The 24,807-nt window shown below is 57.9% G+C and carries 20 protein-coding genes; 5 read left to right on the forward strand and 15 right to left on the reverse strand.

Annotated elements, in window-relative coordinates:
• Positions 1–85: 85 nt before the first annotated feature.
• The 3 genes from QFX05_RS07465 to QFX05_RS07475 all read right to left on the reverse strand — a co-directional run bounded on the left by QFX05_RS07465 (position 86) and on the right by QFX05_RS07475 (position 4,328).
• The gene (locus tag QFX05_RS07465) at positions 86–1,660 is read right to left on the reverse strand and encodes a sensor histidine kinase (RefSeq protein WP_279742100.1); all 1,575 of its coding nucleotides are present in this window, start codon (positions 1,658–1,660) and stop codon (positions 86–88) included.
• Positions 1,661–1,983: 323 nt separating this feature from the next.
• Positions 1,984–3,639 carry an AAA family ATPase gene (locus QFX05_RS07470; protein WP_279742101.1) on the reverse strand — a complete coding sequence of 552 codons (1,656 nt, stop codon included), beginning with the start codon at positions 3,637–3,639 and terminating at the stop codon, positions 1,984–1,986.
• Positions 3,636–4,328 (reverse strand): SAF domain-containing protein, encoded by a 693-nt coding sequence (locus tag QFX05_RS07475; RefSeq protein WP_279742102.1) that lies wholly within the window; start codon positions 4,326–4,328, stop codon positions 3,636–3,638. The genes QFX05_RS07470 and QFX05_RS07475 overlap by 4 nt, the downstream gene beginning before the upstream one ends.
• 358 nt (positions 4,329–4,686) lie before the next feature.
• Between QFX05_RS07475 and QFX05_RS07480 the strand changes: the two genes are divergently transcribed.
• A complete protein-coding gene (locus QFX05_RS07480; RefSeq protein ID WP_279742103.1) occupies positions 4,687–4,920 on the forward strand; it encodes a helix-turn-helix domain-containing protein in 234 nt (77 codons plus the stop codon).
• A gap of 178 nt (positions 4,921–5,098) precedes the next feature.
• Here QFX05_RS07480 and QFX05_RS07485 read toward each other — a convergent pair whose 3' ends face one another.
• Positions 5,099–5,749: a histidine kinase gene (locus QFX05_RS07485; RefSeq protein ID WP_279742104.1), complete on the reverse strand. Its 651-nt coding sequence runs from the start codon at positions 5,747–5,749 to the stop codon at positions 5,099–5,101.
• Positions 5,750–5,956: 207 nt separating this feature from the next.
• On the opposite strand from QFX05_RS07485, the gene QFX05_RS07490 reads away from it, so the two are divergent.
• Positions 5,957–6,967, forward strand: coding sequence for a LysM peptidoglycan-binding domain-containing protein (locus QFX05_RS07490; protein WP_279742105.1), 1,011 nt, complete (start codon positions 5,957–5,959; stop codon positions 6,965–6,967).
• A gap of 83 nt (positions 6,968–7,050) precedes the next feature.
• Positions 7,051–7,728 carry an Rv3235 family protein gene (locus QFX05_RS07495; protein WP_279742106.1) on the forward strand — a complete coding sequence of 226 codons (678 nt, stop codon included), beginning with the start codon at positions 7,051–7,053 and terminating at the stop codon, positions 7,726–7,728.
• A 116-nt stretch (positions 7,729–7,844) separates the two neighbouring features.
• On the opposite strand, the gene secA is transcribed toward QFX05_RS07495, so the two are convergent.
• The 10 genes from secA to QFX05_RS07545 form a co-directional block, all read right to left on the reverse strand.
• Entirely contained in the window at positions 7,845–10,460 is a 2,616-nt protein-coding gene (gene secA / locus QFX05_RS07500) for a preprotein translocase subunit SecA (protein ID WP_279742107.1), read from the reverse strand.
• A gap of 370 nt (positions 10,461–10,830) precedes the next feature.
• Positions 10,831–11,466, reverse strand: coding sequence for a ribosome hibernation-promoting factor, HPF/YfiA family (gene hpf / locus QFX05_RS07505; protein WP_314078916.1), 636 nt, complete (start codon positions 11,464–11,466; stop codon positions 10,831–10,833).
• Positions 11,467–11,682: 216 nt separating this feature from the next.
• Entirely contained in the window at positions 11,683–12,654 is a 972-nt protein-coding gene (locus QFX05_RS07510; protein WP_279742109.1) for a ComF family protein, read from the reverse strand.
• Between the two features lie 36 nt (positions 12,655–12,690).
• Complete coding sequence (locus tag QFX05_RS07515; protein ID WP_279742110.1) at positions 12,691–14,292, reverse strand: LpqB family beta-propeller domain-containing protein; 1,602 nt, start codon at positions 14,290–14,292, stop codon at positions 12,691–12,693.
• A gap of 389 nt (positions 14,293–14,681) precedes the next feature.
• Positions 14,682–16,433, reverse strand: coding sequence for an MtrAB system histidine kinase MtrB (gene mtrB / locus QFX05_RS07520; protein ID WP_279742111.1), 1,752 nt, complete (start codon positions 16,431–16,433; stop codon positions 14,682–14,684).
• Between the two features lie 34 nt (positions 16,434–16,467).
• Positions 16,468–17,169, reverse strand: coding sequence for an MtrAB system response regulator MtrA (gene mtrA / locus QFX05_RS07525; protein ID WP_279742112.1), 702 nt, complete (start codon positions 17,167–17,169; stop codon positions 16,468–16,470).
• Positions 17,170–17,224: 55 nt separating this feature from the next.
• On the reverse strand, positions 17,225–18,532 hold the full coding sequence (locus QFX05_RS07530; protein ID WP_279742113.1) for a uroporphyrinogen decarboxylase/cobalamine-independent methonine synthase family protein: 1,308 nt from the start codon (positions 18,530–18,532) through the stop codon (positions 17,225–17,227).
• A gap of 133 nt (positions 18,533–18,665) precedes the next feature.
• On the reverse strand, positions 18,666–19,055 hold the full coding sequence (locus QFX05_RS07535) for a chorismate mutase (protein WP_279742114.1): 390 nt from the start codon (positions 19,053–19,055) through the stop codon (positions 18,666–18,668).
• Between the two features lie 101 nt (positions 19,056–19,156).
• On the reverse strand, positions 19,157–20,380 hold the full coding sequence (gene mnmA / locus QFX05_RS07540; RefSeq protein ID WP_279742115.1) for a tRNA 2-thiouridine(34) synthase MnmA: 1,224 nt from the start codon (positions 20,378–20,380) through the stop codon (positions 19,157–19,159).
• A 190-nt stretch (positions 20,381–20,570) separates the two neighbouring features.
• Positions 20,571–21,818 (reverse strand): cysteine desulfurase family protein, encoded by a 1,248-nt coding sequence (locus QFX05_RS07545; protein ID WP_279742116.1) that lies wholly within the window; start codon positions 21,816–21,818, stop codon positions 20,571–20,573.
• A 157-nt stretch (positions 21,819–21,975) separates the two neighbouring features.
• Between QFX05_RS07545 and QFX05_RS07550 the strand changes: the two genes are divergently transcribed.
• The gene (locus QFX05_RS07550; RefSeq protein WP_279742117.1) at positions 21,976–22,443 is read left to right on the forward strand and encodes a tRNA (cytidine(34)-2'-O)-methyltransferase; all 468 of its coding nucleotides are present in this window, start codon (positions 21,976–21,978) and stop codon (positions 22,441–22,443) included.
• A gap of 1 nt (position 22,444) precedes the next feature.
• Positions 22,445–23,092 (forward strand): uracil-DNA glycosylase family protein, encoded by a 648-nt coding sequence (locus tag QFX05_RS07555; protein WP_279742118.1) that lies wholly within the window; start codon positions 22,445–22,447, stop codon positions 23,090–23,092.
• Positions 23,093–23,262: 170 nt separating this feature from the next.
• Here the strand turns inward: QFX05_RS07555 and QFX05_RS07560 are convergent, their stop codons facing one another.
• Positions 23,263–24,573 carry a S1C family serine protease gene (locus tag QFX05_RS07560; protein WP_279742119.1) on the reverse strand — a complete coding sequence of 437 codons (1,311 nt, stop codon included), beginning with the start codon at positions 24,571–24,573 and terminating at the stop codon, positions 23,263–23,265.
• Positions 24,574–24,807 lie beyond the last annotated feature (234 nt).

Consider the following 24,807-nt stretch of genomic DNA (forward strand, 5'->3'; position numbering starts at 1 on the left):
CATATACAGAACCCTTCGAGACAGCAAACTGCCGCCACCCCGTACTCGGGGCGGCGGCAGTTCCATATGTCATGTAAGAAGAGGCTTAGATGAGCACCGCGGTAATGACCACGCGGGTACCGGTCGGTTCGTTAGCCTCCCAGCGGATCGAGCCGTTCAGCTCACTCGCTACCAGGGTGCGCACAATCTGCATACCAAGACCTTCCTTGCCGGTCACCGGGCGGTACGCGTCGGGGCCGGATTCTTCAATCTTCTTATCACCCATGCCCTTACCGTCATCGGTAATCACAACGGTGAGGATGTTCTCACCCTCATCATTGATACCGCGAATGCCCTCAAGGGTCACAGTGCCGGTCTCACCGTCCAGGCCGTGCTCCACGGCGTTCGCGACAACCTCGTTGATAACCAGTGCCAGAGGGGTGGCGAACTGGCTCGGCAAAGCTCCAAAGGATCCAATCAGCTTGGTGGACACGTGCTGACCGGGGGAAGCAAGCTCAGCGGCAAGGTGGAACTGACGCTCAATCAGCTCGTCAAAGTCGACGTTTTGGGTCAGACCCTGCGAGAGCGCCTCGTGCACGGTAGCAATCGTTGCCACGCGGCGCATCGCCTGCTCCAGGCCCTGACGCGCCTCGTCCGTGGCCATACGGCGCGACTGCAGGCGCAGCAGAGCAGACACAGTCTGTAGGTTGTTCTTCACGCGGTGATGAATTTCGCGAATGGTCGCATCCTTAGTCATGAGTTCCAGCTCGCGGCGGCGCAGCTCGGTCACATCGCGGCATAGAATCACGGCGCCTTCACGTTCGATACGGGTACGCTTCTGCGCCAGCAGTGGGATGGATCGCATGGTCACGCGGGCACGGGCAATGACCAGTTCGGTGCGCAAGTCACTACGACCGGCAAGGACCAGTTGCAGGGTTTCATCCGCCTGTTCACCAGCGGGGAGCATCGCGCGGGTGACATCGGCAAGGTTTCGCTTTTCGAGGTAGCCGGTCATGCCCATACGGTTGTACATGGAGTTTGCGTTCGGGGAAGCGACGACCACACGACCGGAAGGGTCGAGCACAATAATGCCATCAATTACGCGGGGATTGCCCTGAGTGTTGTTTCCCTCCGCGAGGGGATCGGGCCACAGACCGGAGTGCACCATGGAAAGCATGGTATCGGCAACATACTCGTAGACTTCGCCGCTGATGCTCGGGTAGCCGCTCGGGGCGGCGACTCGGTGGCTGGTCAGCAATGCGATGGTGCGGTTATTGCGCACGATGGGAACGAAGGTCACGTGTACGCGCGGGCGGGCGCCAAGGCCTTCACCGCTTCCTTCGTCGGTGTAAGTGCTGATGTTCTGGTCAATCCAGACGCGGTATGCCTCGTCGCGGATTGCCTCATCCATCTCGTGCTCAATGATGTCGTGGTGGAAGAGGGTTCGGACATTGGAGGGGCGCACGTGAGCAATGGCACAGAAATTACTGGTTGCGCTGGGGCCGGATACGGCATCCGGAGAGCTACCGTCGGCAACAATGTAGTTGGTGGGGAACCATAAAACCAGGTCACTCTGGGCAATATCAGAGATGACCTGCCATTCACCCTTGATGAGGTGAATGCGTTCAGTATCGCCAGGACCGAAGTCGTAGGCGCTCAGAGTCGCTTCTGTAAAAGACATATGTTTGTGTGCTTCCCATGAGTTCGGGTGGATTCAACCATTTTACGGCTTGTTCGCCGCAATTCCCATTCAAACGGCAATACGTGGAATAGTTTACAGAGCATTTCTTGGAGCGCACTTTTAATCGCATATATTACGCAGCGCAATGAGATACCCCCTCAATTTTAAGGTGAAATATTCGCGCTACTCCCCTACCCTCAATATGCGTGAGGCGCAGAAAACCCGACCTGGTGGCGCTCCCAATTTCGGGATCTTATACCGGTAGGTCGGGTCTTCTTGTGCTCGCTTCTAACAGACAATAATTTTAGCGCTTTAGGCTCACGCTACGCGCCGGGCTTGACGCATGCGCCGACGCGTACAGCGTACATGCCTTCAAGCATCACTTCCAAGGACTGCACAACCGCGTGGCGGGGCGACACCTCCAGCAGCGCTTCACCGTTACGGCGCAAACGGTCCATGACCTTACGCTCATACGGAATCACACCGGTAAGCGGAACCGACAGGTAGCGTGCCCAGTTATCACGCATCTTCGCCTCGGGGTTGAATCCGGCGGCTTCGCGGCGGCTGCGGTTGAGCCAGTACTGCACATCCGTTTCGGGGGCGAAAAGATCCGGGCGCGACTGCACCTCGCGGGCGAGGTTAATCAGGCGTGGCAGGCCGATAACGTCCGCTTCTCCAAGCGCAATCACGCGGTCGGCGCAACCGAGCGCGGTGAGGGTTGCGGCGTTACGGCGCGGTGCCGGACCATCAAAGGTCAGTTCCTCGTCGACCTCGATGGGGGCGGCAACATCGCAGATGACCAGATCATATCGGTGTTTGAGCCATTCGAGTACCTCGGCGAAGGCGCGGGCGCGCACCTCGGGCCAACGCGAGGAGGAAGTAATGCCGCTCAAGAAGTCGAAGGTGCCGTTTTTGAGGGGCACACGCTCCATAATGGCGCCGGCTTTTTTCTCGTCGAGCTGGGCGCGGTCGGCGTCCGAGCAGAGAATTGCCAGGCCGGAGCCGGTATCCTCGAGTGCCATGAGCGCATCCAGGCTGGGCGCGTAGGTGTCTGCGTCGATGAGGCAGACCTGCTGGCCCTGCTGCGCGGCGAGGGCGGCGAGGTTGAAGGCAATGGTGCTTCGACCGGGCGCACCGTGGGTACCCCAGACGGTCACAATTGTGCCGAGGCGGTGGCCGGGCTGGTAGGGGGAGGGCGCGGCGAGGTCCTGGTTGATGTCCGGGAGCTGAGGCAGGGTGCCGTCGTTATTGTCGTTCTGCACGTGCAGGGCGTAGTCATTACCGGGCGCGAAAGAGTCGACGATGGCGGCGGCCTGGCTGAGCACGGATTCTTCGTTGCTGGGCACAACAGAGGAGGCTTCTACCGGGTCGTGCACGCCGGGTGCGTTTCCAGCGGATACTGCGGGGTCGATTCCGTAACTTCCGTAGGGCACGACGGTATTTGAGGAAGTGCCTGCGGCGGAGTCGTAGCCGTAGCCGCCCGATCCATAGCCAGCAGCGCTATAATCCTGACCGTAGCCGTACCCTGCATCGTAGCCGTAACCGGCATCCTGACCGTAGGCGGCCTCGGGACGGCGGGCAATAGGCTGATTGGGCAGCTGAGCCGGAATCTGCGCAGGCACGCCGTATCCTGCGGTGGGCCGGGCGAGCGCCGCATCCACAGCCTGTTCGAGCGAGCCCAGGATCTCTTCAAGGGCTGCTTCGGGGCGGATGCGGTGTGCCTGCGTAGACAGCGGCAAGTTATCCGGGGCAATAACCGCCAGGAGCACATCAGAAGCGGCGAGCGCGTCTACGGTGGAGGCGCTCATTTCGGCAGGCACGTGGGCGCAAAGCAGTACACGGGCGATACCTGTGTGCGCCATTCCGACGGCTTCGCTGAAGTCCTGCACGGTGCGGGCCACGGAGACGCGGCCGCGCTGGGATTCGATGCGGTTCAGGAGCGAGCCGTCATCGCCGTAGAGGATAACGGGGATGTTCACTGACCCTCCCCGTAGGTGCCGGGGATGAGGCTGATCTTGGAATCGCTATTGCTTTCCTTAACGAGGGCGGCGAGGGCTTCTTCCTTGACCCACAGCTGCACGGTTGCCTTGCCGTTGGCGCCGAGTACGCCTTCATCAACCGTTACAGCAACGATTTCGGCGTTGGTGACGATGGCGCGGGCACCATTTTCGTTGCGGTTATCGCTCTTAGTGTCGGGGTTACGCGGGCCGGAGGTCCACACATCCACACGCTCACCTGCCTTCAATGCGGAGGCGGCGGTGCGGTCAACGCTGACGGTGGCAAGGCGGCGTCCCGGGGAGGTTTCGGTACCTACAGATTCTTTGCTGATAAAGTTGCCAGCGGGGATGCGCTGGGTGGCGATTTTACCGTTTATCTGTGCGGCTTCGGCGCTGGTGAAGTACTTGTCCTTGGCGGAGTCGATGCTCGCTTCGACTCGGGCGAGTTTGTCTTCGGTGATCTTCTCGCCGAGGCGGATTTCGCTTTTAGCCGTGTAGTACTCAGTTTTGCTGTTGTTGGCTTGCACATAGAGCTGCACACCGGTGATGGAGACGAGCACAAGAAGTACACCGAGGATGAATCGCCAGTCTTTGACGGTGGGCTTTTTGAGGCGCTTGGTATGGGTTTCGGTGAGGGTGGAACGCTTCGTCGCGTTCTGTCGTATGCGCATGATGTGGTTGTGCCTTTCGGTGCGGAAGCCGGCGGTGATTCCGGTGTTGTTCAACTGATCGATGAGCGATTGGTGTGCTTTCGATAGCGCTTTGTCTGGTTCTGACACTAACCCTAACAGTATATTTCATTTAGTACTCTCTCTCAAGAGTCGCGTTTATGAAATATTTTTGAGTCTTGCCCCTTTTGAATGGGTAATTAGATAACTTTTCAGCTCATATAAGGCTTTTTGCGAGCAAATTTCACGGTGATGACATATACTGAAAGTACTCAATAGATGTTCAGTACGGACTCTATAGAAAAGGCCACTAACGTTGGCTAAGGGACCCAGGATTTCACTCACGGAAAGGAATAATTTGATGACTGCACCTCGTTTCCTCACTCTGAGCGACGTTGCCGAGGAACTGCAGGTTTCGCTTTCGCAGGTGCGTGCTCTAGTGCGCAGCGGCGAACTTCCCGCCATTCAGATTGGTGGACGTAACCAGTGGCGTATTGAACGCTCTCGCTTTGAAGAGTACATTACCGAGCGCCACGAGCAGACTCTGGAGGCGATTGCTTCCGGCAAGCTCACTCCTAAGGCTAAGGTTGATTAGCATTTCGATATGCACCTCGCGGGCGTAATGCTTGAGTGTTTTAGAAAGGTCCGCTCCTTTCGTTGAGATTTCAATGGAGAGGGGCGGACCTTTTTGTGTGTACTGTTGCTTCTATAAGGGCATTTATACTTCTCGAGGCGTTTTTACGGGAGTTCCCACGAATTGCACTGTCCACTATTTACCTTATGCTTTTAGCGTGAGATACGGGCAATGACTGCGCTAATACGAGCCAGCGGAATGGTGCGCACCCAGCACCGCGAGGTGCACGGGAGTACCCCGAGGCCCCCTGACCGTAACCACCCTGCACGCCATAGGCTGCACGCGAGTACTGGTCGCGTTCATAGATGCGCGGGTACTGGCCACCGTTGAGTAGGCGCAATTCCAGGAAGTCGGCGCCGACTCGCTCAATCACACCATCGTAGCTGACGGTGCCACCTTCAAGGGAGAGGCGGACGGGCTCACGCGCCATTGCGAGGGAGCGGAGGGCGAGCTGGATTTTCATGCGGTAGCGTTCGGGGCGAACATCAGCACGTCCAGGAGCGATGCCACCTTCCCACCAGAGCATTCCACGCAGGAGGATGATAATGTTTTCGCCGCGCGCATCGATGCTGACCCATTCTTCGCCGACCATTTCGAGCTTACCTTCATAGGTTTGCATGTCGGTGGCGCAGATGCGGATAGGGCCACCAACCTGTGCGAGGAGGCGGTCGTCGAGGGTGATAGTTGAATAGTGGACACGGGCGACTTGACGGGCGTCTTGTTCCATATCCCAGGCGCGTTCGGAGGCGAGGCGCGCCTCAATGTCTCGTAGGAACTTTTCCATGCTCATACTATGACCCTACCTGAGGAGGGGTGCAGATACGAACCGGAGCATTTTCTGGTCAGATGATGATTCTCAAGCCTGATTTTTGAAGCAAATTCTATCAAATTATATATTTTTCATACATTTTAATGCGTTTTGCTTTATTTTTTGCGCACCCTCCTGTATAAATGAAGCAACATCAAAAGCTATCAAATACATCATTTGGAGGTCACTGTGGACCATCTTCCCACTCCAGGCTCAGCCCCCGCAGCCTTCGCTTTACGCCCTGTCACCGTCGCTTCACGCTCTGCAGCCGCGCCTCGTACTGTCAGTGCAGAGGTAGCCGCCGCAGCAGACTCTGCAACCGAGTCCAGTGCTAAGGCAAACTACCAGGACGCACTACTCTTCATCATCCCTCCCCTGCTTTCGGCAGCAGTCTTGGGCGCGTTGAGCGTGAACCTGCACCGCATCCCTTCGGCGCACCCTCTTGCTGACGCTTCGTTGCTCTGCGCTGGCGCGGCGGCAATCCTCATTACCGCCTGGTGGTTCATCAGTTTTATCTACGCGCTCTTCTACGCTTGGTCTTTGCGCGTTTCGAGCCACAACGCTGACCGCGCAGTTCTGAAGGTTCCGGCGTTTTTCCGTCCGCGCTTTATGCGCCGCATCGTTCTGACGCTCGGTGGCACGGCTCTTGGAGTGGGGGCGGTCTTGGCTCCCGCTCAGGCTACGGTAGTTACGCCCAGCAACGCCGGAGCAAACGGCACGGATGGACTGTCTCAGACAACTATTTCGGCAGTCATGACCACAGATTCAATGGGTGCCGTAGCATCAACGAGCACCGCGGCGGCAGAGACCAGCCCAGCCACCGTCTCAGATGCGGATCCTGCCAGTACCACCATGGACAGCACCACCCCGGAAGCGCCCTCCGCTCCCCTGGCCCTCTCTGCTAAGATTCCCGATATTCCGTTGGCTCCTCACCCCACGGAAGTGGCAGGCTCACTGCAGGATCGCAGCCCGTTCTTCTCTCCTCTCCGCGCTGAGGCGGGCACCTACTCCTACACGGTCCAGACAGGCGATACCCTCTGGTCTATTGCCGCTGAGCAACTGGGGGAAGGCACCGACGCCTCCACCATTTACAACTACACTCTCGATATTTACGAGGTGAATAAGGACGCTCTGGGCCAGAACGCCGAACTGCTCTACGCAGGGCAGGTTCTGCAGATTCCCGAACAACCCGTTCATTAGCCTTTTCTCACCCGATAGCTTTTCAAACACTCAATCTCATTCGCTCAACCCACCTCACATTCCCTGCCTTGAAAGGAGCCGTCATGAGCTTCGCCAACCTTCTCCCCCGCGCCCCGTGGACGCCGCCGCATGCTCAGTCTGCATTGCCTGCCTCCCGTAACGATCAGCCCGTCCGCCCGTATTCAAAGCGTCAGGCGGCACGTACCTCCCATCCGGTGGCTCAGCCTGTGCCTGCCTCGCAGGTCGCTCCGCTACCGGAGCAAGGGCAGGGCACGATGGCACTGGTGCAGAGTAGGAACAACTCGTCGGTCTATTCACTATTGCCGCTGCCGCGTTATGAGCAGCATTCGGCGCAGCACCCGCCGACTGCGTTGAGGGGCCGTCCATTGCGCCCTGCGGATACGTTGACTCGCCAGCTGGAGGGTCGTTGCGCGGGTGTGGCAATTGCTTATCTGGAGATCATGTCGGCTCGTCGTTCACGTCAGCAGCTGGCGCAGTGGGTGTCAGCGGATTGTTTCCACCGTCTGCTACCATTTTTCCCCAAAAATCCGCGCCAGGTGCGCAAGGAGATGCTGTTGACTCTTCCGCCGGTTCTGTTGCGGGTACGAGCGCAGAAGGTGCACGAGGAGCTCTACGAAGTGGTGGCGCTACTGCGTTGTGCGGATAAGGTTCGCGTGGTGACCATGCAGATGCGCCTGATTCACGGTATGTGGCTGATTACCGCGATTGAGCAGCCTCAGAGCCGAACGGACGAAGACTAAGGTATCCCGTACACAACACGCACAGACATGCAGAGACACGCAGAGAGGGTGCAAATCCGGTATTGGATTCGCACCCTCTCTGTTGCGTCTATAGCGTTTTCGAGTTTACGCCGAGGCTAGCTCTCCTTGGTGCGCTCAACGTGAACCTGCTCGTGGCCGTCCTCATCGGGGGCGGAGTACTGCAGGAACTTCGGGCGCGAAGGTTCAGCCAGACGTACGGCAGAAGCCTGAGTACGCTGCTTGGACAGGTCCAGGTTAAACAGGTAGGTTACGGTCTCTTCACGGACCGCGCCGAGCATCAACTGGTACATGTCGTAGCCTTCACGCTGGTACTCGACCAGCGGGTCACGCTGAGCCATTGCACGCAGGCCGATACCTTCCTTGAGGTATTCCATCTCGTACAGGTGCTCGGGCCAGCGCTCACCAATGACGGACAGCATGACGCGGCGTTCAATTTCACGCATGCTCTCTTCGCCGATGCTCTTTTCACGCTCATCGTAGATGAGGTGTGCGTCCGCCAAAACTTCCTTCACGATCTGGTCGCGAGTAATCTTGGTGCGGTCTCCAGCGTCCTCTGCTAAGTCGTCCACGGTGATGGAGATGGGGTACACCTGCTTGAGTGCATCCCAGAGTTCGTCGAAGTCCCAATCCTCGGCGTGACCTTCAGAGACACGGGCGTCAATGATGGTGGTCAGCACTTCGTCCACGAAACCGGAGATCTGGCCCTTCAGGTCGTCACCGTGCAGGATGCGGCCGCGGTCCTTGTAGATTGCTTCGCGCTGGCGGTTGAGCACATCGTCATACTTGAGCACGTTCTTACGCTGCTCAGCGTTACGGCCCTCAACGTTTGCCTGCGCGGTAGCGATAGCGCGGCTAACGATCTTGGAGTCCAGTGCGGAGTCCTCGGGGGCTGCCGACATGAGGCGGGTTGCCATGCCGGTGTTGAACAGGCGCATCAGTTCGTCGGTCAACGACAGGTAGAAGCGGGACTCCCCCGGGTCACCCTGACGGCCGGAACGACCGCGCAGCTGGTTGTCGATACGGCGGGACTCGTGACGCTCAGTACCGAGCACGTACAGGCCACCGAGCTCGGTGACTTCCTTATGCTCTTCTGCTGCGGCGTCTTCGCAGGCCTTCAGAACCTCGGGCCAGCGTGCCTCGTACGCCTCGGAGTTGGTGTTCGGGTCCAGGCCGAGCTCACGCATCTTCTCGACGGCCTCAAATTCGGGGTTACCGCCGAGCATAATGTCGGTACCACGACCAGCCATGTTGGTTGCCACGGTGACGGCGCCCTTACGGCCCGCCTGCGCAACAATAGCTGCCTCACGCTCGTTGTTCTTTGCATTTAGCACCTCGTGGCGCACGCCTGCCTTCGCCAGCTGGCGGGACAGGTATTCGGAGTTCTCCACGCTTGCGGTACCGACCAGAATCGGCTGGCCCTTTTCGTGGCGTTCCTTAATGTCCTTGACGACCGCCTTGAACTTGGCGATTTCGTCGCGGTACACCTTATCGGGGTTGTCGATGCGCTGCACACCCTTGTTGGTGGGGATGGGCACCACGCCGAGCTCGTAGGTGTTCATGAACTCTGCCGCTTCGGTTTCCGCGGTACCGGTCATACCGGACAGCTTGTCGTACATGCGGAAGTAGTTCTGCAGGGTCACAGTCGCCATGGTCTGGTTCTCAGGCTTGATTTCGACGCCTTCCTTCGCCTCAATCGCCTGGTGGATGCCGTCGTTGTAGCGGCGGCCCGGCAGAATACGACCGGTGTGCTCGTCAACAATCAGGACTTCACCGTCAATGACCACGTAGTCCTTGTTGTTGGTGAACAGCTCCTTCGCCTTGATGGAGTTGTTCAGGAAGCCAATAAGCGGGGTGTTCTTGGATTCGTAGAGATTCTTCACACCCAGGTGGTCTTCCACCTTGTCAATACCGGGTTCAAGGATACCGACGGTGCGCTTCTTCTCATCTACTTCGTAGTCTTCACCGCGCTTGAGCAGGGTTGCGGCAATACGCGCGAACTCTGCGTACCAGCGGTTCGCCTCACCGGCTGCGGGGCCGGAAATGATCAGAGGGGTACGCGCCTCATCGATCAGGATGGAGTCCACCTCATCGATAATGGCGAAGTTGTGACCGCGCTGAACCTGCTCCTCCACGGTCCATGCCATGTTGTCACGCAGGTAGTCGAAGCCAAACTCGTTATTCGTACCGTAGGTAATGTCTGCGGCGTACTGCTTACGACGCTCATCAGGTTCCATGGAGGAGAGAATAACGCCACACTCCATGCCGAGGAAGCGGAACACACGACCCATGAGGTTCGCCTGGTACTCAGCCAGATAGTCGTTAACAGTCACAATGTGAACGCCCTTGCCGCTCAGCGCATTCAGGTACGCGGGCAGGGTCGCGACGAGGGTCTTACCCTCACCGGTCTTCATTTCGGCAATGTTACCCAGGTGCAGCGCTGCACCACCCATGAGCTGAACGTCGTAGTGGCGCTTGCCCAGGGTGCGCTTGGATGCTTCACGGACTACCGCAAAGGCCTCCGGCAGCATAATGTCGAGGGATTCGCCGTCGTTGACGCGCTCGCGGAACTTGTCAGTTTCCGCTCGCAGTTCCTCATCGGTCATAGATGCGAAGCTGTCCTCGAGCGAGTTCACCGCCTTAGTGTACGCTTCGAGCTGTCGCAGAACCCTCTTATCGCCGGTTCGGAGGATTTTCTCCAAGAAAGATGCCACTGAGCTTCTACTCCTTGCTTGTTTCGGTACCCTCACCAAGGGCGCGCAAAAGTGCGCGCGGTGAGGCCTTCCTACATATTGTATGGCAGAGCCGCCTAATTCACCCGTCCGAGCTATTTTTTACGCTGTACGCCCAGAGGTAACATTTTGTGACGTTGCGCGTCATTCATCCTCTGCTGAGGTGGAGGGAGCACCGGGTTCCGGGGTCGGGCGCAACCCCGTACTGAGAATCCGAGCTGAGAACCTCAGCTGTAGAAGGCAGAGAAAAACCCGGGAGCCTGAAGATTCACAGTGCGTGTTTCCAGACCGCCCGGGTCTTTAGCCTGCTCACTGGGCATGCCGCCTCAGCAGTTAGCAGGTACCTTGGATTTTACTCGTCGTCCAGAGTAATGATGCCGTAGCTCCAGCCCTTACGACGGTATGCCGCAGCCGGTGCCCCGGTCTCGCTGTCAATGTACAGGTAGAAGTCATGGCCGACCAATTCCATACGGTCAACAGCTTCTGCGGGAGTCAGACGCTCGCCCTTGAAGCTCTTGTGGCGAATCTCAATGGGAGATGCTGCCTCATCGGCGAGGGTCACCTCACTATTATCGAATGCTGCTTCTTCCACCGGAATATCCGGCAACAGAATCTCGGTAATTGCTTCGGTAACCACGGGAATCGAGCCGGTAGCGTCCGCCACGGATACGGGGTGCTTGCCACCGCGCTTGTGCAGCTTGCGGCGGTCACGTGCACGGCGCAGACGCTCCAGGAGCTTGCCGTAGGTTTCATCGAAGACCGCGAACTTATCGTTACCCTGGGCTTCGGAACGGAGGACAGGACCGGTACCAACGACGGTAATCTCAACGCGGATGGACTCGCCACCCAGATGACCGTCCTTGCTGAACTTGACGTCAATGTCCTTCACGTTATCGCCGAGCTGAGCGAACTTCTGAACCTTGTCGCTCACGTATTCTTCCAGGCGTTCGGTGACCTTGATATTGCGGCCGTAGATGTTGACTTCCACGATCATTCCCTCCAGGTTGGGGGCTTATACCGCGTCCGGTTGGACCCGGTACGGGGGATTCGACTCCGGTGCCGTTCCCTTACACACATTTTAGTACGAAACATGCCGTATATCACTGTATGTGACAAATATTTAGCCCAAATAATAGTTACTCGTCCGTCTGCGAACTTTAAGAGCTAAAAATCGTGTATCTCTTGCAACTAATTACAAGAAACGCTATGTCAGCATTCTTTTCGGTACCGCAGCAACCGCACACACACCCAGCACCCGCGAACCTGATTCCTGTAGCACGCGCACCATCTCAGAGGCGGTCGCTCCGGTGGTTACCACGTCATCACAAATAACACTGAGCTGCCCCGAACACAGGGCAGGCTCCATGACGCGTAAAGCACCGTGCATCCGCTCGGCACGGCCCACAGCGCCCAGGGTCTTCTGCTCGTTCTTTGCCTCAGAAGCACTCAGAAGAGAAGACACTATGTGAGAAGACCCCACACGTGAAGATAAGGAGGCGCCGCTCCCCTGCCGATTACGAGGCGCGTAACCAATGACGTCCACAACCCGCACCCGCACCGAGTCGGGCAGACGCTGATTGAGCTGACGCGCCGCCTCCTGCACCAAAAGATTCGCCGGCGCATACCCGCGGTGGCGCACACTCTGCGCCGAAGACGGTGCCGGAATCAGCAGCACCTCAACCGGTGCTGCAGAAGCATCTACAGGAGAGATAGAAGACGCCGGTGCGCTCTGAAGCTCAACCCGATGCGCCCGAAGAAGCTCATACACGCTACGCGCCAGCCCCTCGCCTAACAGTGGCAACAAATCAGTGCGACCAGCGTTCTTCAACGCCAACAGGGCACGCGGCATAATGCCCACGTAACGGGACGCCGCACGCACCTCAGGAGCAACCGCGCCTTCAAGAGGTTGCAGAACCTGCACACGTTCCACATGCGCCAACGCCGAACGTAGCTGCGGCAAGCATTGTTCACACAGCGGCGAGCCGACACCGTAGAGGACCGGCACCGCACAGCACGGGCAGGTACGCGGCATCAATACCTCGCCCAAAGCCCCGCTGGCATTCTTGAAAGCCCCGGCAAGGCGGGTCAAAGGCTCGTTCAAGGGCACGTTGCTAGAGCGCGCATTGTTTGAGGGCACGCTGGAGGAATCGTTCAAACCACGCTGTTCTGAAGTCACCTAGAGCACCCTTTCCTCGCTCGCGCCTGCCCACGGCTAACCGGCGTAACTAATCTCATGCAGAGTCGTGTCCAGACGGATCCAGCCGCGCTCCTCCATCAGGTAGCATGAACCGTCAGAACGGTGAGCAATAATATTCGACGTATTATCCGCTGTCGAAATGGTCATTACACCATCCAAACGGTCCAGCTTCGTCTCTTCACCACTGAGGGAAATCACCTCAGACTCACCATTCTTCACGTTCACCACCACTACGCTCTGGTCGCCAGCCCAACGGGCATTACGCGGAGTCACAGAAGAACTCAGACGCACTATCTCCGTCAGGCGCAGAGGCTTACCGGCATCATCACGCACAATACCGGAAATAATCACAGCTGACGCACCCTCAGTAGAGGCCACAATCGCCATGCGGGCACCATCATGCGAAACGTTCACGCTCGTAAAGATCAAATTACGCTGCCAGGACAGACCAATATCGACACCGCGCTCACGCTCGGTTGCATCCTCAGAACCCGGTTTGAAGGCACGAACAACACCCTCACCATCGGCAACCCACACCCAGCCATACGCATCAAAACTGGGAGCAGTCAGAGCGGTACTCTGCCACACACTGCGGACACTGCCCTGATACACCGTGTACAGGCTCGCGGCATCGTTCGCCAAGCAGGCGTAAACATCCGCAGAGTAGCCCATCGCTGGGGAACTCAACTGGCTCACACCACTCAGAAGCAACTGTTCGCCCGTATTGCTCATATAGTCATCGCGCGCCACCATCTGGCCGTTCGAATTAATAGCGACAGTGCGGGCGGGAACACCCGGATTCAGCTTCACCGCAGAGAATCCGCTCGGATCAGAGTCAGAAATCTGGGCGCCGTTATAGAACACGTCGGTCTTACCCAGACCTGAAAAGTTCGTCAGACCGTGCACAATCTGCTCACGCACACGCGCCAAACGGTTATCGTCTAAGTGTTCACCGGAGAGGCGAACCAGCATATCCTGGTTATCGCTCATGCTCACAGCTTCAAGGCGCATAGACTCGTTCAACGCGGAGAACGCAACATCCTTTAAATAAGACGCAGGGCCAGCCATCAGGGTACGCACCAGTAACTCAAAATAGCGGTCCGTATGCGGGAACCAACGGATATCCGGCACAGCATAACGGAACGCACGGTCATAGAAGTACAGGCGGCACGGGCTAAACACGCGCTCAAACTCGGTACCGTCCAGCCACAGACCGTCCGGGCAGGAGCTAATACGCCACTGCTTGTCCTCCATGACCATCTTGAAATCATGGGTCTCAATCTGAGCCTCGGGGAAGGTGCTCGTAATACCCTGACTGCTCACCGTAGCAGTCTGCTGGAAACGCATATGATACGTACCCTCAGCATTGCCGCTATCGTCACTACGCGCCTGCACCGTATTACGGTACACGCGGGTGGCACCAATCGGGTTCCAACGGCCCGCAAAAGAAGAGCTCAAATACTGGCGCGCCACTGCATAGTTCTCGATGCTATCCACACCGGCACGCACAAAACCCTCAATAATCGCCTCTGGAGTCGCACCAGCCAGCGGACTGGGAGCACGAGCCGGAGAAGTGTTAACGCTCTTCACATCCAGGCCGCTGCTATACTGAGTCACTCGATTGTTTGACGGAAGACCCGCGCAAGAGCTCACGAGCGTCGCCAAGGACACCACCCCCAAAGACAGCGCGGCGCGTCGAGAAACAATAGCCCTGTGAGACATGGAGGTCTTAACCTTCCTCTACGACCCTTGATAAGAATCCACTCCATCTAACGTTGTAGGCCATCGCAACGGAGTGAAAATATATCTGCCTTGATTGTACTGGTTTGCCGGTGCAAATACGCAAGGATAAGCGCAAATGCTCATTAGTTAGCATCAGCACCCTAACCTGGACAGAGTCGAAAACCCTTATACCCGGCAGGAAAACCCACACTCGTTCGTGGAGCTTCCCACCAGTTTCAAACTCTGCCGCTAATACTGTCCATAATGCCTGTCGGTGTGAGTCGCTAAGCGTCATCCTCCACATTCACACGAGGAGAAATAGCCGGCAGCGTATCCTTCGCAGTCGCCGCACGATGTGCGCTTGCTTCAGGCTCACCAGTTACAAGAACCGGCGACTCGCCCAAAGGTGCACCGTGCACCAACGGCAGGTTCATCGTGAAGCAGGCGCCGCGGCCCTTCTCGCCCCATGCCTCAATCGTGCCGCCGTGCAGACGCACATCCTCGGCAGCAATCGACAAGCCCAGACCTGTACCGCCCAGGGTGCGCTTACGCGAAGTATCAGCACGCCAGAAACGGTTGAACACCTGAACGGCTTCATCCTCAGACAGACCGATACCGTGGTCACGCACCGCAACGCCCAGGTTCGTGGCGTTCGCGCCCACATACACATCAATCGGTCGGGATTCGCCGTGCTCAATCGCGTTATACAGCAGGTTACGGAGCACACGCTCAATACGCACACGGTCCATATCCACCATGATGCTCTCATAGCTCGTATGCACGTTCAGCTTCGTATTTGTACGCTCCAGGTGCGGCAGAGCCTCCTGCAGAATATTTGACAGCACCCATATGAAGTCTTCAGTATCGATGGTCAGCATTGCGTTACCGGCATCGAAGCGAGAAATTTCCAGCAGGTCAGTAAGCATCGACTGGAAACGATCCACCTGATCGCGCAGAAGCTCCACAGTGCGGCTCAGCGGCCGCTCCATATCCTCACGCGAGTCGTACAAAAGCTCGGTGCCCAAACGCACCGTTGCCAGCGGGGTACACAGTTCGTGCGAAACGTCAGAAACGAATCGCTGCTGCAGAGTCGACAGGCGCTCCAGCTGAACAATCTTCTGCTGCAGCGAGTCAGCCATCAGGTTGAAGGAATAACCCAGACGCGCCGCCTGATGCTCACCATGCACAGATACACGCTGATCCAGGTTACCGGCAGCCAGCTTTTCAGCGGTAATAGCGGTCTGAGTAATCGGGTGGACCACCAAACGAGTCACAATCCACACTACAGAAAGCACCACAGCAAGCAGTGCACAGAAACCGCCAAAAAGAACAAAGTTAATATGCGCAATCGTGGCGGAAGAATCTGTCATGTCGTACACAAGGAACAAACCGTAATTAGGGTTCTGGGCAATAGAAATATGGGTACCAACAATAAGCACTGGATAGGTACGCTCACGGTTATTTTCAATAGTAGTCACCGTAGACGTCTGCCAAAAAACACCGTTCTTATCACGAACAGTTTCTTTAAAATCATTCGGAATGCTCGAAGAATTCAAAGAATTATTACTACTCTGCTCAGGAATAAAACCCTGTTTACCTTGACCTTCCAAAGACACAAGAATCCAATTGCGCTTACCCGAACCGCCCGCGTCAAGAATGGTCAGGGTACGGCTCACGTTACGGCGAATTTCGCTATCACTACGAGCTTCAGAGGAGTCCAGCACACTCTGAACGTTGCGGAAACCGCTTGTCGATTCTTCCAGCGCCTGAGTCTTCTGATTCTCAAACAGACTCGTCGCAATCTGGTTCGACAAGGACCAACCCACCATCAAGAAGCTCAGGAACATCATGATGCCCGCAGTGCCAAGAGCACGGAACTGCAGGGATTCTTTCCACAGACGCTGAACGCGCTGAGGTAGCCTCTTGCCCTGCTTCTGCACCTTACGCGGCTTAGATGAGCGGGTACGCGAAGAGGCGGAGGCGACCGCCTCCGCCGTCAAAGCGCGGTGCTCATGGCTCGACTTCGCAACAGACAATCAGGTTATCTCTTCGCCTATGAATAGCTTCCGCTTAGCTGCCGGAAGATCCTACTAGCTCGGCCGGAATCTTGTACCCAACACCGCGAACAGTCTGAATAAAACGCGCCGCACCCAACTCATCGAACTTAGCGCGCAGACGCTGGACATGCACGTTTACCAGAGAATCGCTCACATCAGTGTAGCCCCAAACCATGTCCAACAGCTCCTGGCGGCTCAACGCCTGGCCGGGGTGACGCACCAGCGCAGCCAACAGGTCAAACTCCAGAGGAGTCATGGGAACCTCGGCGCTGTGGTACTTGACGGTACGACCGTCCATATCCATGGCAATATCGCCAATGGACACGACCAGCTGGCGGCTCTCACGCGGACGCAGACGAGTACGAATACGCGCCAAAAGCTCAGCATGCTTAAAAGGCTTAGCAATGTAATCATCAGCGCCAGCCTCAAGACCTTTCACAACATCTTCTGTGTCGCTTTTAGCAGTCAACATAATAATCGGCACATTAGAAGAGCGGCGAATTTGCTGGCAAACTTCGATACCGTTCATGCAAGGAAGCATCAAATCCAAAAGCACCAAATCAGGAGTGGAGCGCATAAAAGTTTCAAAAGCGCGGCCGCCATTTTCGCAGAAAACAGCGTTAAAGCCCTCTTGTGCGAGCACGAGGCCAATCATTTCCGCCAGAGCATCATCATCATCAACCACCAAAATGGTGTGTGTGTCGCTTGCGCTCACAGTACCTCTCTAAAGAAATATCGTAAATGCTTACATAAAAAATCTGATTCTCCAATCATACCGTGCACTCAGACAATGCACGGGCACACTCTGCCACCCGAGCCAGCGAAGCCGTGGCGTCCAGCACACTCACCGTACCCGGAGTGGAGGCAGAAGGCACTGAACCCGTTTGCGGACGCTCATCAGCCATTAAACCCACTGCACTCAACTGCTTCGGCTCAAGGCCAACCTCACGCCACAGGCTGTACAGACGGCGCACCTGATCAGGAACCCGTACAGAAGTCACCACCGGCAGCCATAGCTGAGCCTGAGCCTCCAAAAGCTGCGCCACAGGTTCCCAGGAACGAGGGTCACTTAGCGGCGGAACCTGCAGCATGCCCGGCCCCTTCAAACGGGCACGGTCAGGATGCAACAGCAAAGCACCAGGAGCAGCACCCTCAACCTGCATAGCTTTCAACAGCGCCAAAGTGTCAAGGGCGGGACGGGGCCGGGTGAGAAGCTTCAGCTCCTGCACCGGTTTGAGCACAGTGCCATCCACGTCCAGGATGAGCTGCAGATTGAGTTCAGCAAAACGATCCGCCACCCGACGGTACACCTGCTGATAGTAATGAGGCTGCAACACCGGCAGGGAGCGGAAACCACTGACGGTAGGAATGGAGCCCTCCATCAGACGCTGAAACTCCGATTCCTCCAGTTGCACAGCAATCAGCGCTTGGGGAGCCTGCAGAGCCTCACGTAGAGAGTCCGACCAGCGTTTCAGTCCTTCCAGGAACGATTCCAGTAGGTCACGGCTCGCCCCTGCATCACTGATGGCACGCTCGCCGCCGGGTAGGTAGATGCTGGCTGCAAGGGTCAGCGGACCAACCAGCTGAATCTTATACACCGCAGCGGAATCCTCAACACCGGAGGTGAACCTCTTCTTCTGCACACCCACACGGTCAGCTAGAAGGTTGATATCGGAGAGCAGACGGTCCTGCGCTAGGGCAGACTCGCGCGCTCCTCTGCCGCCGCTATGCACCATGCGCCAGCCAAACGAGGCACCGTCAAAGGCAAGTCCCTCGCACACCGCCAGGGTGCGTGCCAGCGGGGTAGTCCGCCAGCCCAGCGCCGGCAGATGCGGCAGGAACGGCAAGTGCGGGGAACCCAGCTCGCCTTCTACACGGGACATCGCCTCAGCCAAATCATTGCCGGGAAAATCGCCCCGACCGCTAGCACGCACCAGCGGACGCTCAGTAGCGAGTGCGGCAAGATCTTGCTCGGTCAGTTCGTCTCCTTCGGGGGCACGGTACTCACCGGGCAGTAGCAGGCGCTCTGGCACCGGCTCGGTACGGGCATTCTGGCGGGAGGAAGATTGAGGGGGCATAAACAGGTGAGGTTAAGACCGGTTAGGGAAAAGTGCGGGCAGGTCAAAGCTCTGCCGCTGGATGCTCAGCACGGATGAGAGCAGGGCTTTTCGAAGAGGCTGAGCTTTCAGAAAGTCATAGCCTTCCAGGCTCTTAGCTTTGAGACTTTTCAGTCTCTTTGTCATGGTCAGCATGCTCGTTCGCGATGCGCACGTGGTGGCGAATCACCTCAGAGATGATGAAGTTCAGGAACTTCTCCGCGAATTCCGGGTCCAGGCTGGATTCCTTCGCCATGGCACGCAGGCGAGCAATCTGTGCCTCTTCACGGCCGGGGTCACCGGCGGGCAGGTTGTGCTCAGCCTTCAGGACGCCCACGCGCTTGGTTGCCTGAAAACGCTCCGCAAGGATGTGCACCAACGCTGCATCGAAGTTGTCGATGGAGCGGCGCATGGCGAAGAGCTCCTCGTAAACCTCCGGCGCGACTTCATCGCCCATGGAGGTGGCGTGGGGGTCAAATTCGCAGGAAGTGTGTTCGGCAGTCATCGGTCTCTCCTCAGTTCGGTTGTGGTCTTCTGTGCGTTGTGTTCAAGCAGGTTATTGCGGCAACAGCTGGGGATAGCGGGGTGTGCAGCTATTCTGTGCGGCTAGTTGGCGTTGGTAGAGGCGCCACTAGACAGGGTTTCCTGAATGTCTTCGCGGTCCAGCGAGTAAGCGCGGGCGATGGTGGACTGACCCAGTACGCGGGTGCCCTGGTAGAGAACCATGGTCTGTCCCGGTGCCACACCGGAGAGCGGATCCAGTAGGCGCACTACGGTTTCCAGGCGCAACACATCTTCTTCTTCAGCTTCGGGGTCGGATGCCCAGGTCATGTATGCCTTGGCGCGGACCGGGTCGGCGTGCGCGCGCACCTGTGCGGTCACTTCGAACTCTTCGCTGCGAGTACCAGCCTGCGGGGGCTGTTCCAGGAAGCGTGCCGCCTGCTCTACGGGTACGCCCGCCCAGGTGGCGCGGATACCACGGATTTCGTGCACGGCAAGCAACTCACGGGAGCCGACGATAACTTCGTTTTCCTTGGGGCGCACCTCCAGAACGAAGCGGGGCTTGCCGTCGGCGGCGGGGCGGCCCAGTGCCAGGCCCTTGCGCTGACCTACGGTGTATGCCTGCGCGCCGGGGTGCTCGCCGAGCACCTCGCCGTGGGTGTCCTTAATGAGGCCGGGGCGCATCTTGATGTGGTCGCCCAGCCAGGCGCGAGTATCACCTTCGGGGATAAAGCAGATGTCGTAGGAGTCCGGTTTCTTCGCCACGGAGAAGCCGCGCTCTGCCGCCTCCGCACGTACCTGTGTCTTGGAGGGGGTGTCTGCAAGGGGGAACCAGGCGTGCTTAAGCTGTTCGTGGGTGAGCACACCAAGTACGTAGGACTGGTCTTTTGCCCAGTCGGCGGCGCGGTGAAGTTCGCGGTTGCCGTCTTCGGTGGTGATGACGCGGGCGTAGTGTCCGGTCACCACGGCGTCGAAGCCGAGTGCGAGGGCCCGTTCGAGTAGCGCGGCAAACTTAATCTTTTCGTTGCAACGCATGCAGGGGTTGGGGGTTCGTCCGGCTTCGTATTCGGAGATGAAGTCGTCGACGACATCTTCCTTGAAGCGTTCGGAGAAGTCCCAGACGAAGAAGGGGATGCCCAGCTGGGAGCAGACGCGGCGGGCGTCCATGGAGTCTTCGAGAGTGCAGCAGCCGCGGGAGCCGGTGCGCAGGGTGCCGGGCATGCGGGATAGGGCTAGGTGAACGCCGACTACTTCGTGTCCTGCTTCTACGGCGCGAGCTGCGGCGACTGCGGAGTCAACGCCGCCACTCATAGCTGCAAGAATTTTCACTGCCTATCCTTCTGTTGTGTTGAGCCTTTAGAAAGGTACGCTGTATTTGTGTGGGCGGACTTTCCGGTACTGTAGCTACCCATTGTACGCAGGGGCTCGGCGGAATATTGGGCAGTGCACCCTCAGCCAGCCCTCAGCGAACGCTGAGATTCCAGGCTGAGGGCAGTTGGGTCTCTTCTCTCCTGGTTTTCTAGTGCCAGCGGGAGGCGTCCGGCAGCTGCGAGGAAAGCCCGGCCTTTGCCGCCTGTTCGTAGGCGGCGGGTAGTGCCGCGATGAGGCGCGCAATATCGGCTCCGGTGGTGGAATGACCGAGGGTGAAGCGCTGGGCGCTGCGGGCGGTGTCTTCGCCCATTCCCATTGCCATGAGCACATGGGAGGGGCGGGTCACCCCGGCGTTGCAGGCGGAGCCGGTGGAGCTGCTGATGCCCTGCATGTCCAGCAGGAAGAGCAGGGTGTCACCTTCTGCGTTTTCGAAGGTGAAGTGGGCGTTACCGGGCAGTCGCTTCTGGCCGGGGTACTCTTCAGTGAGCGGATTTTCTCCGCTCAGGTGCGCCTGCGGGATGAGCGCGCTAATTGCCGCAATGAGTTCGTTGCGTAGCGCGGCGATACGGGCAGATTCTTTGTCAAGGTACTGAACCGAGTGTACGGCGGCCTCTGCAAAACCTGCTATCGCGGGTGCGTCGATGGTGCCGGAGCGTACGGAGCGTTCCTGACCGCCTCCGTGTAGGACGGGGGTCATCTGTACGGCGCGGGTTGCAACCAGCGCACCGATACCCATGGGACCGCCAATCTTGTGGCCGGAGATTGCGAGGGTCGCCACGCCGCTGGCGTGAAAATCAATGGGCACCGCGCCAAAAGCCTGCACCGCGTCCGAGTGCACGGGGATACCGTATTCGGCAGCGATAGCGGCGATCTCGGGGATGGGCTCTACGGTACCGACCTCATTGTTCGCCCACATGACGGTCACGAGTGCGACGTCTTCGGGGTTCTTTTCGATGAGCTCGCGGACGGTCTGCGGGTTGACGCTACCGTGCTCGTCTACGGGGATCCATTCAAGCTGCGCGCCTTCTGCCTTTTCGAGCCATTCGCAGGTTTCTTCCACGGCGTGGTGCTCGATGGAGGAGACGAGAATTCGGGTGCGCTGCGGGTCTTCTTCGCGGCGCTTCCAGTAGATGCCCTTGACGGCTAGGTTGTCCGCTTCGGTGCCGCCTGAGGTGAAAATAACCTCGGCGGGGTCGGCTCCGATGGCGCGGGCGATGCGTTCGCGGGCGTATTCAACGGTGGCGCGGGCGTCGCGTCCTACGGCGTGTAGGGAGGAGGGGTTGCCGCCGTTGCGCATCTGTTCGACCATGGCGTCGATGGCGGCGGGCAGTACGTCGGTGGTGGCGGCATGGTCGAGGTAGACCCGGCCGTTCTGAGGGTTGGTTTCTGCGCTCATGCTTCCTCCTGCTGGGTTGTCGGCGGTTTTTCGCCTTGCTTATTTTATCGCGCTCTATCCGCACTCTTCTAGACATGTTCATCTCGGCAGGGTCGGCGAGCGCTACTCTCCCGGGACGCTCAATGATGGTCGTGGGCTGCGCGGTACACTTAGGAACGTGTTCAAGATTCTTTTCTATACCCCTGAGATTCCCGGCAATACCGGCAACGCTATCCGTTTGGCGGCGATTACTGGCGCTGAGCTACACCTGGTGAAGCCGCTGGGCTTTAACTTTGATGATGCGCATCTGCGCCGCGCGGGTCTGGACTATCACGACCTGGCGGTGGTGACGGTGCATGAGACCCTTGAGGATGCGTGGGAGGCTCTGGCTCCGGAGCGTGTTTTTGCGTTCACGACCACTGCTTCGACTTCATATGCGGATATTGAGTACCGTCCCGATGATGTGTTCATGTTTGGTCCGGAGTCGGTGGGGCTCCCTGCTGAGGTTCAGCAGGACCCGCATGTGAGCGAGCGTGTGAAGATTCCGATGAAGCCGGGCCGTCGTTCGCTGAACCTGGCTAATTCTGCGTCCATTGCTGTGTTTGAGGCGTGGCGTCAGAACGGTTTTGAGGGAGGCGCCATCTAGCATGACTGCAACACACCATAATCTGCCGGAGCATCTGGTTCAGCAGATTCTGGAGACGGACCCTCCCCTGGCTGAGCAGATTCGTTTGGATCGGCAGAATAGGGAGTTTACGGGACGGGGCTGGGCGCCGGTCTTTTCAGCCTCCCCTCATGCTCGTATTGTGGTGATTGGCCAGGCACCTGGACGTGCCGCGCAGGAGAGCCGTATTCCATGGAATGACCAGAGCGGCGTGAAGCTGCGCGAGTGGATGGGCGTAACGGACGAGCAGTTCTATAATCCTGAGCTGATTTCGCTACTACCGATGGATTTTTACTACCCCGGCAAGGGCACACACGGTGATAACCCGCCGCGTAAGGATTTCGCCTCCAAGTGGCATCCGCACTTACTGGAGCTCATGCCGAATATTCAGCTGATTCTACTAGTGGGCGCATATTCCCAGAAGTATTACCTGGATGGTGTGCACGCCCCGAAGGCACAGAAGAACCTGACAGAGACGGTTCGTGCGTGGGAGTCTTATCTTCCGAAGTTCCTGCCTCTGGTGCATCCTTCGCCGCTGAATTTTAGGTGGCAGGCAAAGAACCCATGGTTCGAGCAGGAGGTTATCCCAGCTTTGAGGAGGCGTGTGGGAGAGGTCCTCAAGGACGCTTAGCCCGCCCGCTCTGCAGTATCACTATAGTTCTGCCTTACTAATAAAGATGCTCCCACCCCATATATGGGGTGGGAGCATCTTTATTATGCACGTTGTTTAGGCTAACTAAGCAGTCCCAGCTGAGCGGGTGTTTCTCAGCTACGCCGTACTGTTAGTTCAGACGCGAGGGGTTACTTCTGACTGTCGGCGTTGCCCAGAGTCACGGTGATGTCCTGGGTGGAGGAGCCGCGCTTGATCTTCAGCTTCAGGTCGGAGCCTGCCGCTGCGGCACGTACGGTACCGTTGAGCTCTTCGCTCTTGGTGACAGCATGGCCGTCGGCTTCAATCACGACGTCGCCGGATCGCAGACCTGCCTTGGCGGCGGGACTGTTGGATTCTACCGAGACAATTTCAACACCACCGGGGATGAGCTTGGACGAGCCCGAACCGGTGTCCGCGGGGGTGTTCTTTACGCTTGCGCCCAGGTAGCCGTGAGTTGCTTTACCCTTGGCAATAATCTCGGAGGAGATGCGCTTGGCGTAGTTGGAGGTAATGGAGAACGCCATACCATCAGCGGTGCCACCGTCCTGACTTGCCTGGCCCTGCGCGTTAATACCGATCAGTTCGCCCTTGAGGTTCACCAGCGGGCCGCCGGAGTTACCGTGGTTGATGGGCACATCAACCTGAATCATGGGGATGTAGTTCTGGCCCTTCGAGTCAGCAGGCTGCACGCGGTTTGCATTTGAGACTACGCCGGCAGTCACCGATTCGCTACGACGATACGGTGCACCGAGGGCAACCACAGCCTCGCCGGAGACCAGCTTGGAGGAGTCGCCCCAGGTGATGGGCTGCAGATCCAGGCCGGAAGGGTTAATCTTCAAAACCGCCAGGTCAGCTGCAGAGTCCAGGCCCACCACTGTTGCGGTGCGCACGGTGCCATCGCTTAGGCGAACCTCAATGATATATGCTTCTCTGGAAGATTCGAGGGTGACCACGTGATGGTTGGTGAGGATGTGGCCGGCCTTATCGAGGACAACACCACTACCTCCGCCGGAGGCGGAGCCATTTGACGCCATGATGGTCACGGTGGAGGGCAGGACCTTCTTCGCGGTTTCTGCTACGCCTGCCACGGTGGAGGAGTTACTGATATTGGAGCTGACGGAGCCGCGGGAGGAGGTGCTGGAGGAGCTGTTGTTCGAGGCAGCGATACCGCCTCCGACGCCCGCACCGACACCACCACCGACGAGGGCTGCGAGTAGGGCTGCAGTGAGCACAACGCCGGCACCGTAACGCTTGTTGTTATAGGTATTCTGGGGTGCAGCCTGTGCCGCGCTAACCTGAGCGGCGGCTTGGGGGTAGGTGTATCCGGGAGAGGCGTATGCCTGCGGGTATGCGTTCTGGCCTTGCTGGTAGCTTGCCTGTCCGTTCACGTTCTGCATGGGACGGGTTGCATCCGTGACGCCGTCATTGCCCCCGTAAAACCATCCGTTGTTTTGAGTCATGAGTTCTCCTAGAGTTGAGCGTGTACCTCACCCTGAGCGCACGCTATGTTTCTACTGTAGAGGGTGTTTTATAGCATTCTGTATCTTTTTGCTGTTAGTAATCGGGGAGTTCGCTGGGAATTTTTCTCGCCCCTTTCATTTGGGGCAGATTAGCTGGTCTGAGCTACCCGGCGATTCATTCGGCGGCTAGTTTATTTTGGGGTTTTGTCCGCTACTCACTCTCAGGTTTGTCTT

The sequence above is a fragment of the Rothia similimucilaginosa genome, from assembly GCF_029850875.1.
Lineage (GTDB): Bacteria > Actinomycetota > Actinomycetes > Actinomycetales > Micrococcaceae > Rothia.

Bases quoted from the DNA above. Each gene is read 5' to 3' on its own strand.
- QFX05_RS07465 (WP_279742100.1), bottom strand. From the start codon at position 1,660: ATGTCTTTTACAGAAGCGACTCTGAGCGCCTACGACTTCGGTCCTGGC.
- QFX05_RS07475 (WP_279742102.1), bottom strand. From the start codon at position 4,328: ATGCGCATACGACAGAACGCGACGAAGCGTTCCACCCTCACCGAAACC.
- QFX05_RS07480 (WP_279742103.1), top strand. From the start codon at position 4,687: ATGACTGCACCTCGTTTCCTCACTCTGAGCGACGTTGCCGAGGAACTG.
- QFX05_RS07485 (WP_279742104.1), bottom strand. From the start codon at position 5,749: ATGAGCATGGAAAAGTTCCTACGAGACATTGAGGCGCGCCTCGCCTCC.
- QFX05_RS07495 (WP_279742106.1), top strand. From the start codon at position 7,051: ATGAGCTTCGCCAACCTTCTCCCCCGCGCCCCGTGGACGCCGCCGCAT.
- QFX05_RS07530 (WP_279742113.1), bottom strand. From the start codon at position 18,532: ATGCCCCCTCAATCTTCCTCCCGCCAGAATGCCCGTACCGAGCCGGTG.
- QFX05_RS07535 (WP_279742114.1), bottom strand. From the start codon at position 19,055: ATGACTGCCGAACACACTTCCTGCGAATTTGACCCCCACGCCACCTCC.
- QFX05_RS07545 (WP_279742116.1), bottom strand. From the start codon at position 21,818: ATGAGCGCAGAAACCAACCCTCAGAACGGCCGGGTCTACCTCGACCAT.
- QFX05_RS07555 (WP_279742118.1), top strand. From the start codon at position 22,445: ATGACTGCAACACACCATAATCTGCCGGAGCATCTGGTTCAGCAGATT.
- QFX05_RS07560 (WP_279742119.1), bottom strand. From the start codon at position 24,573: ATGACTCAAAACAACGGATGGTTTTACGGGGGCAATGACGGCGTCACG.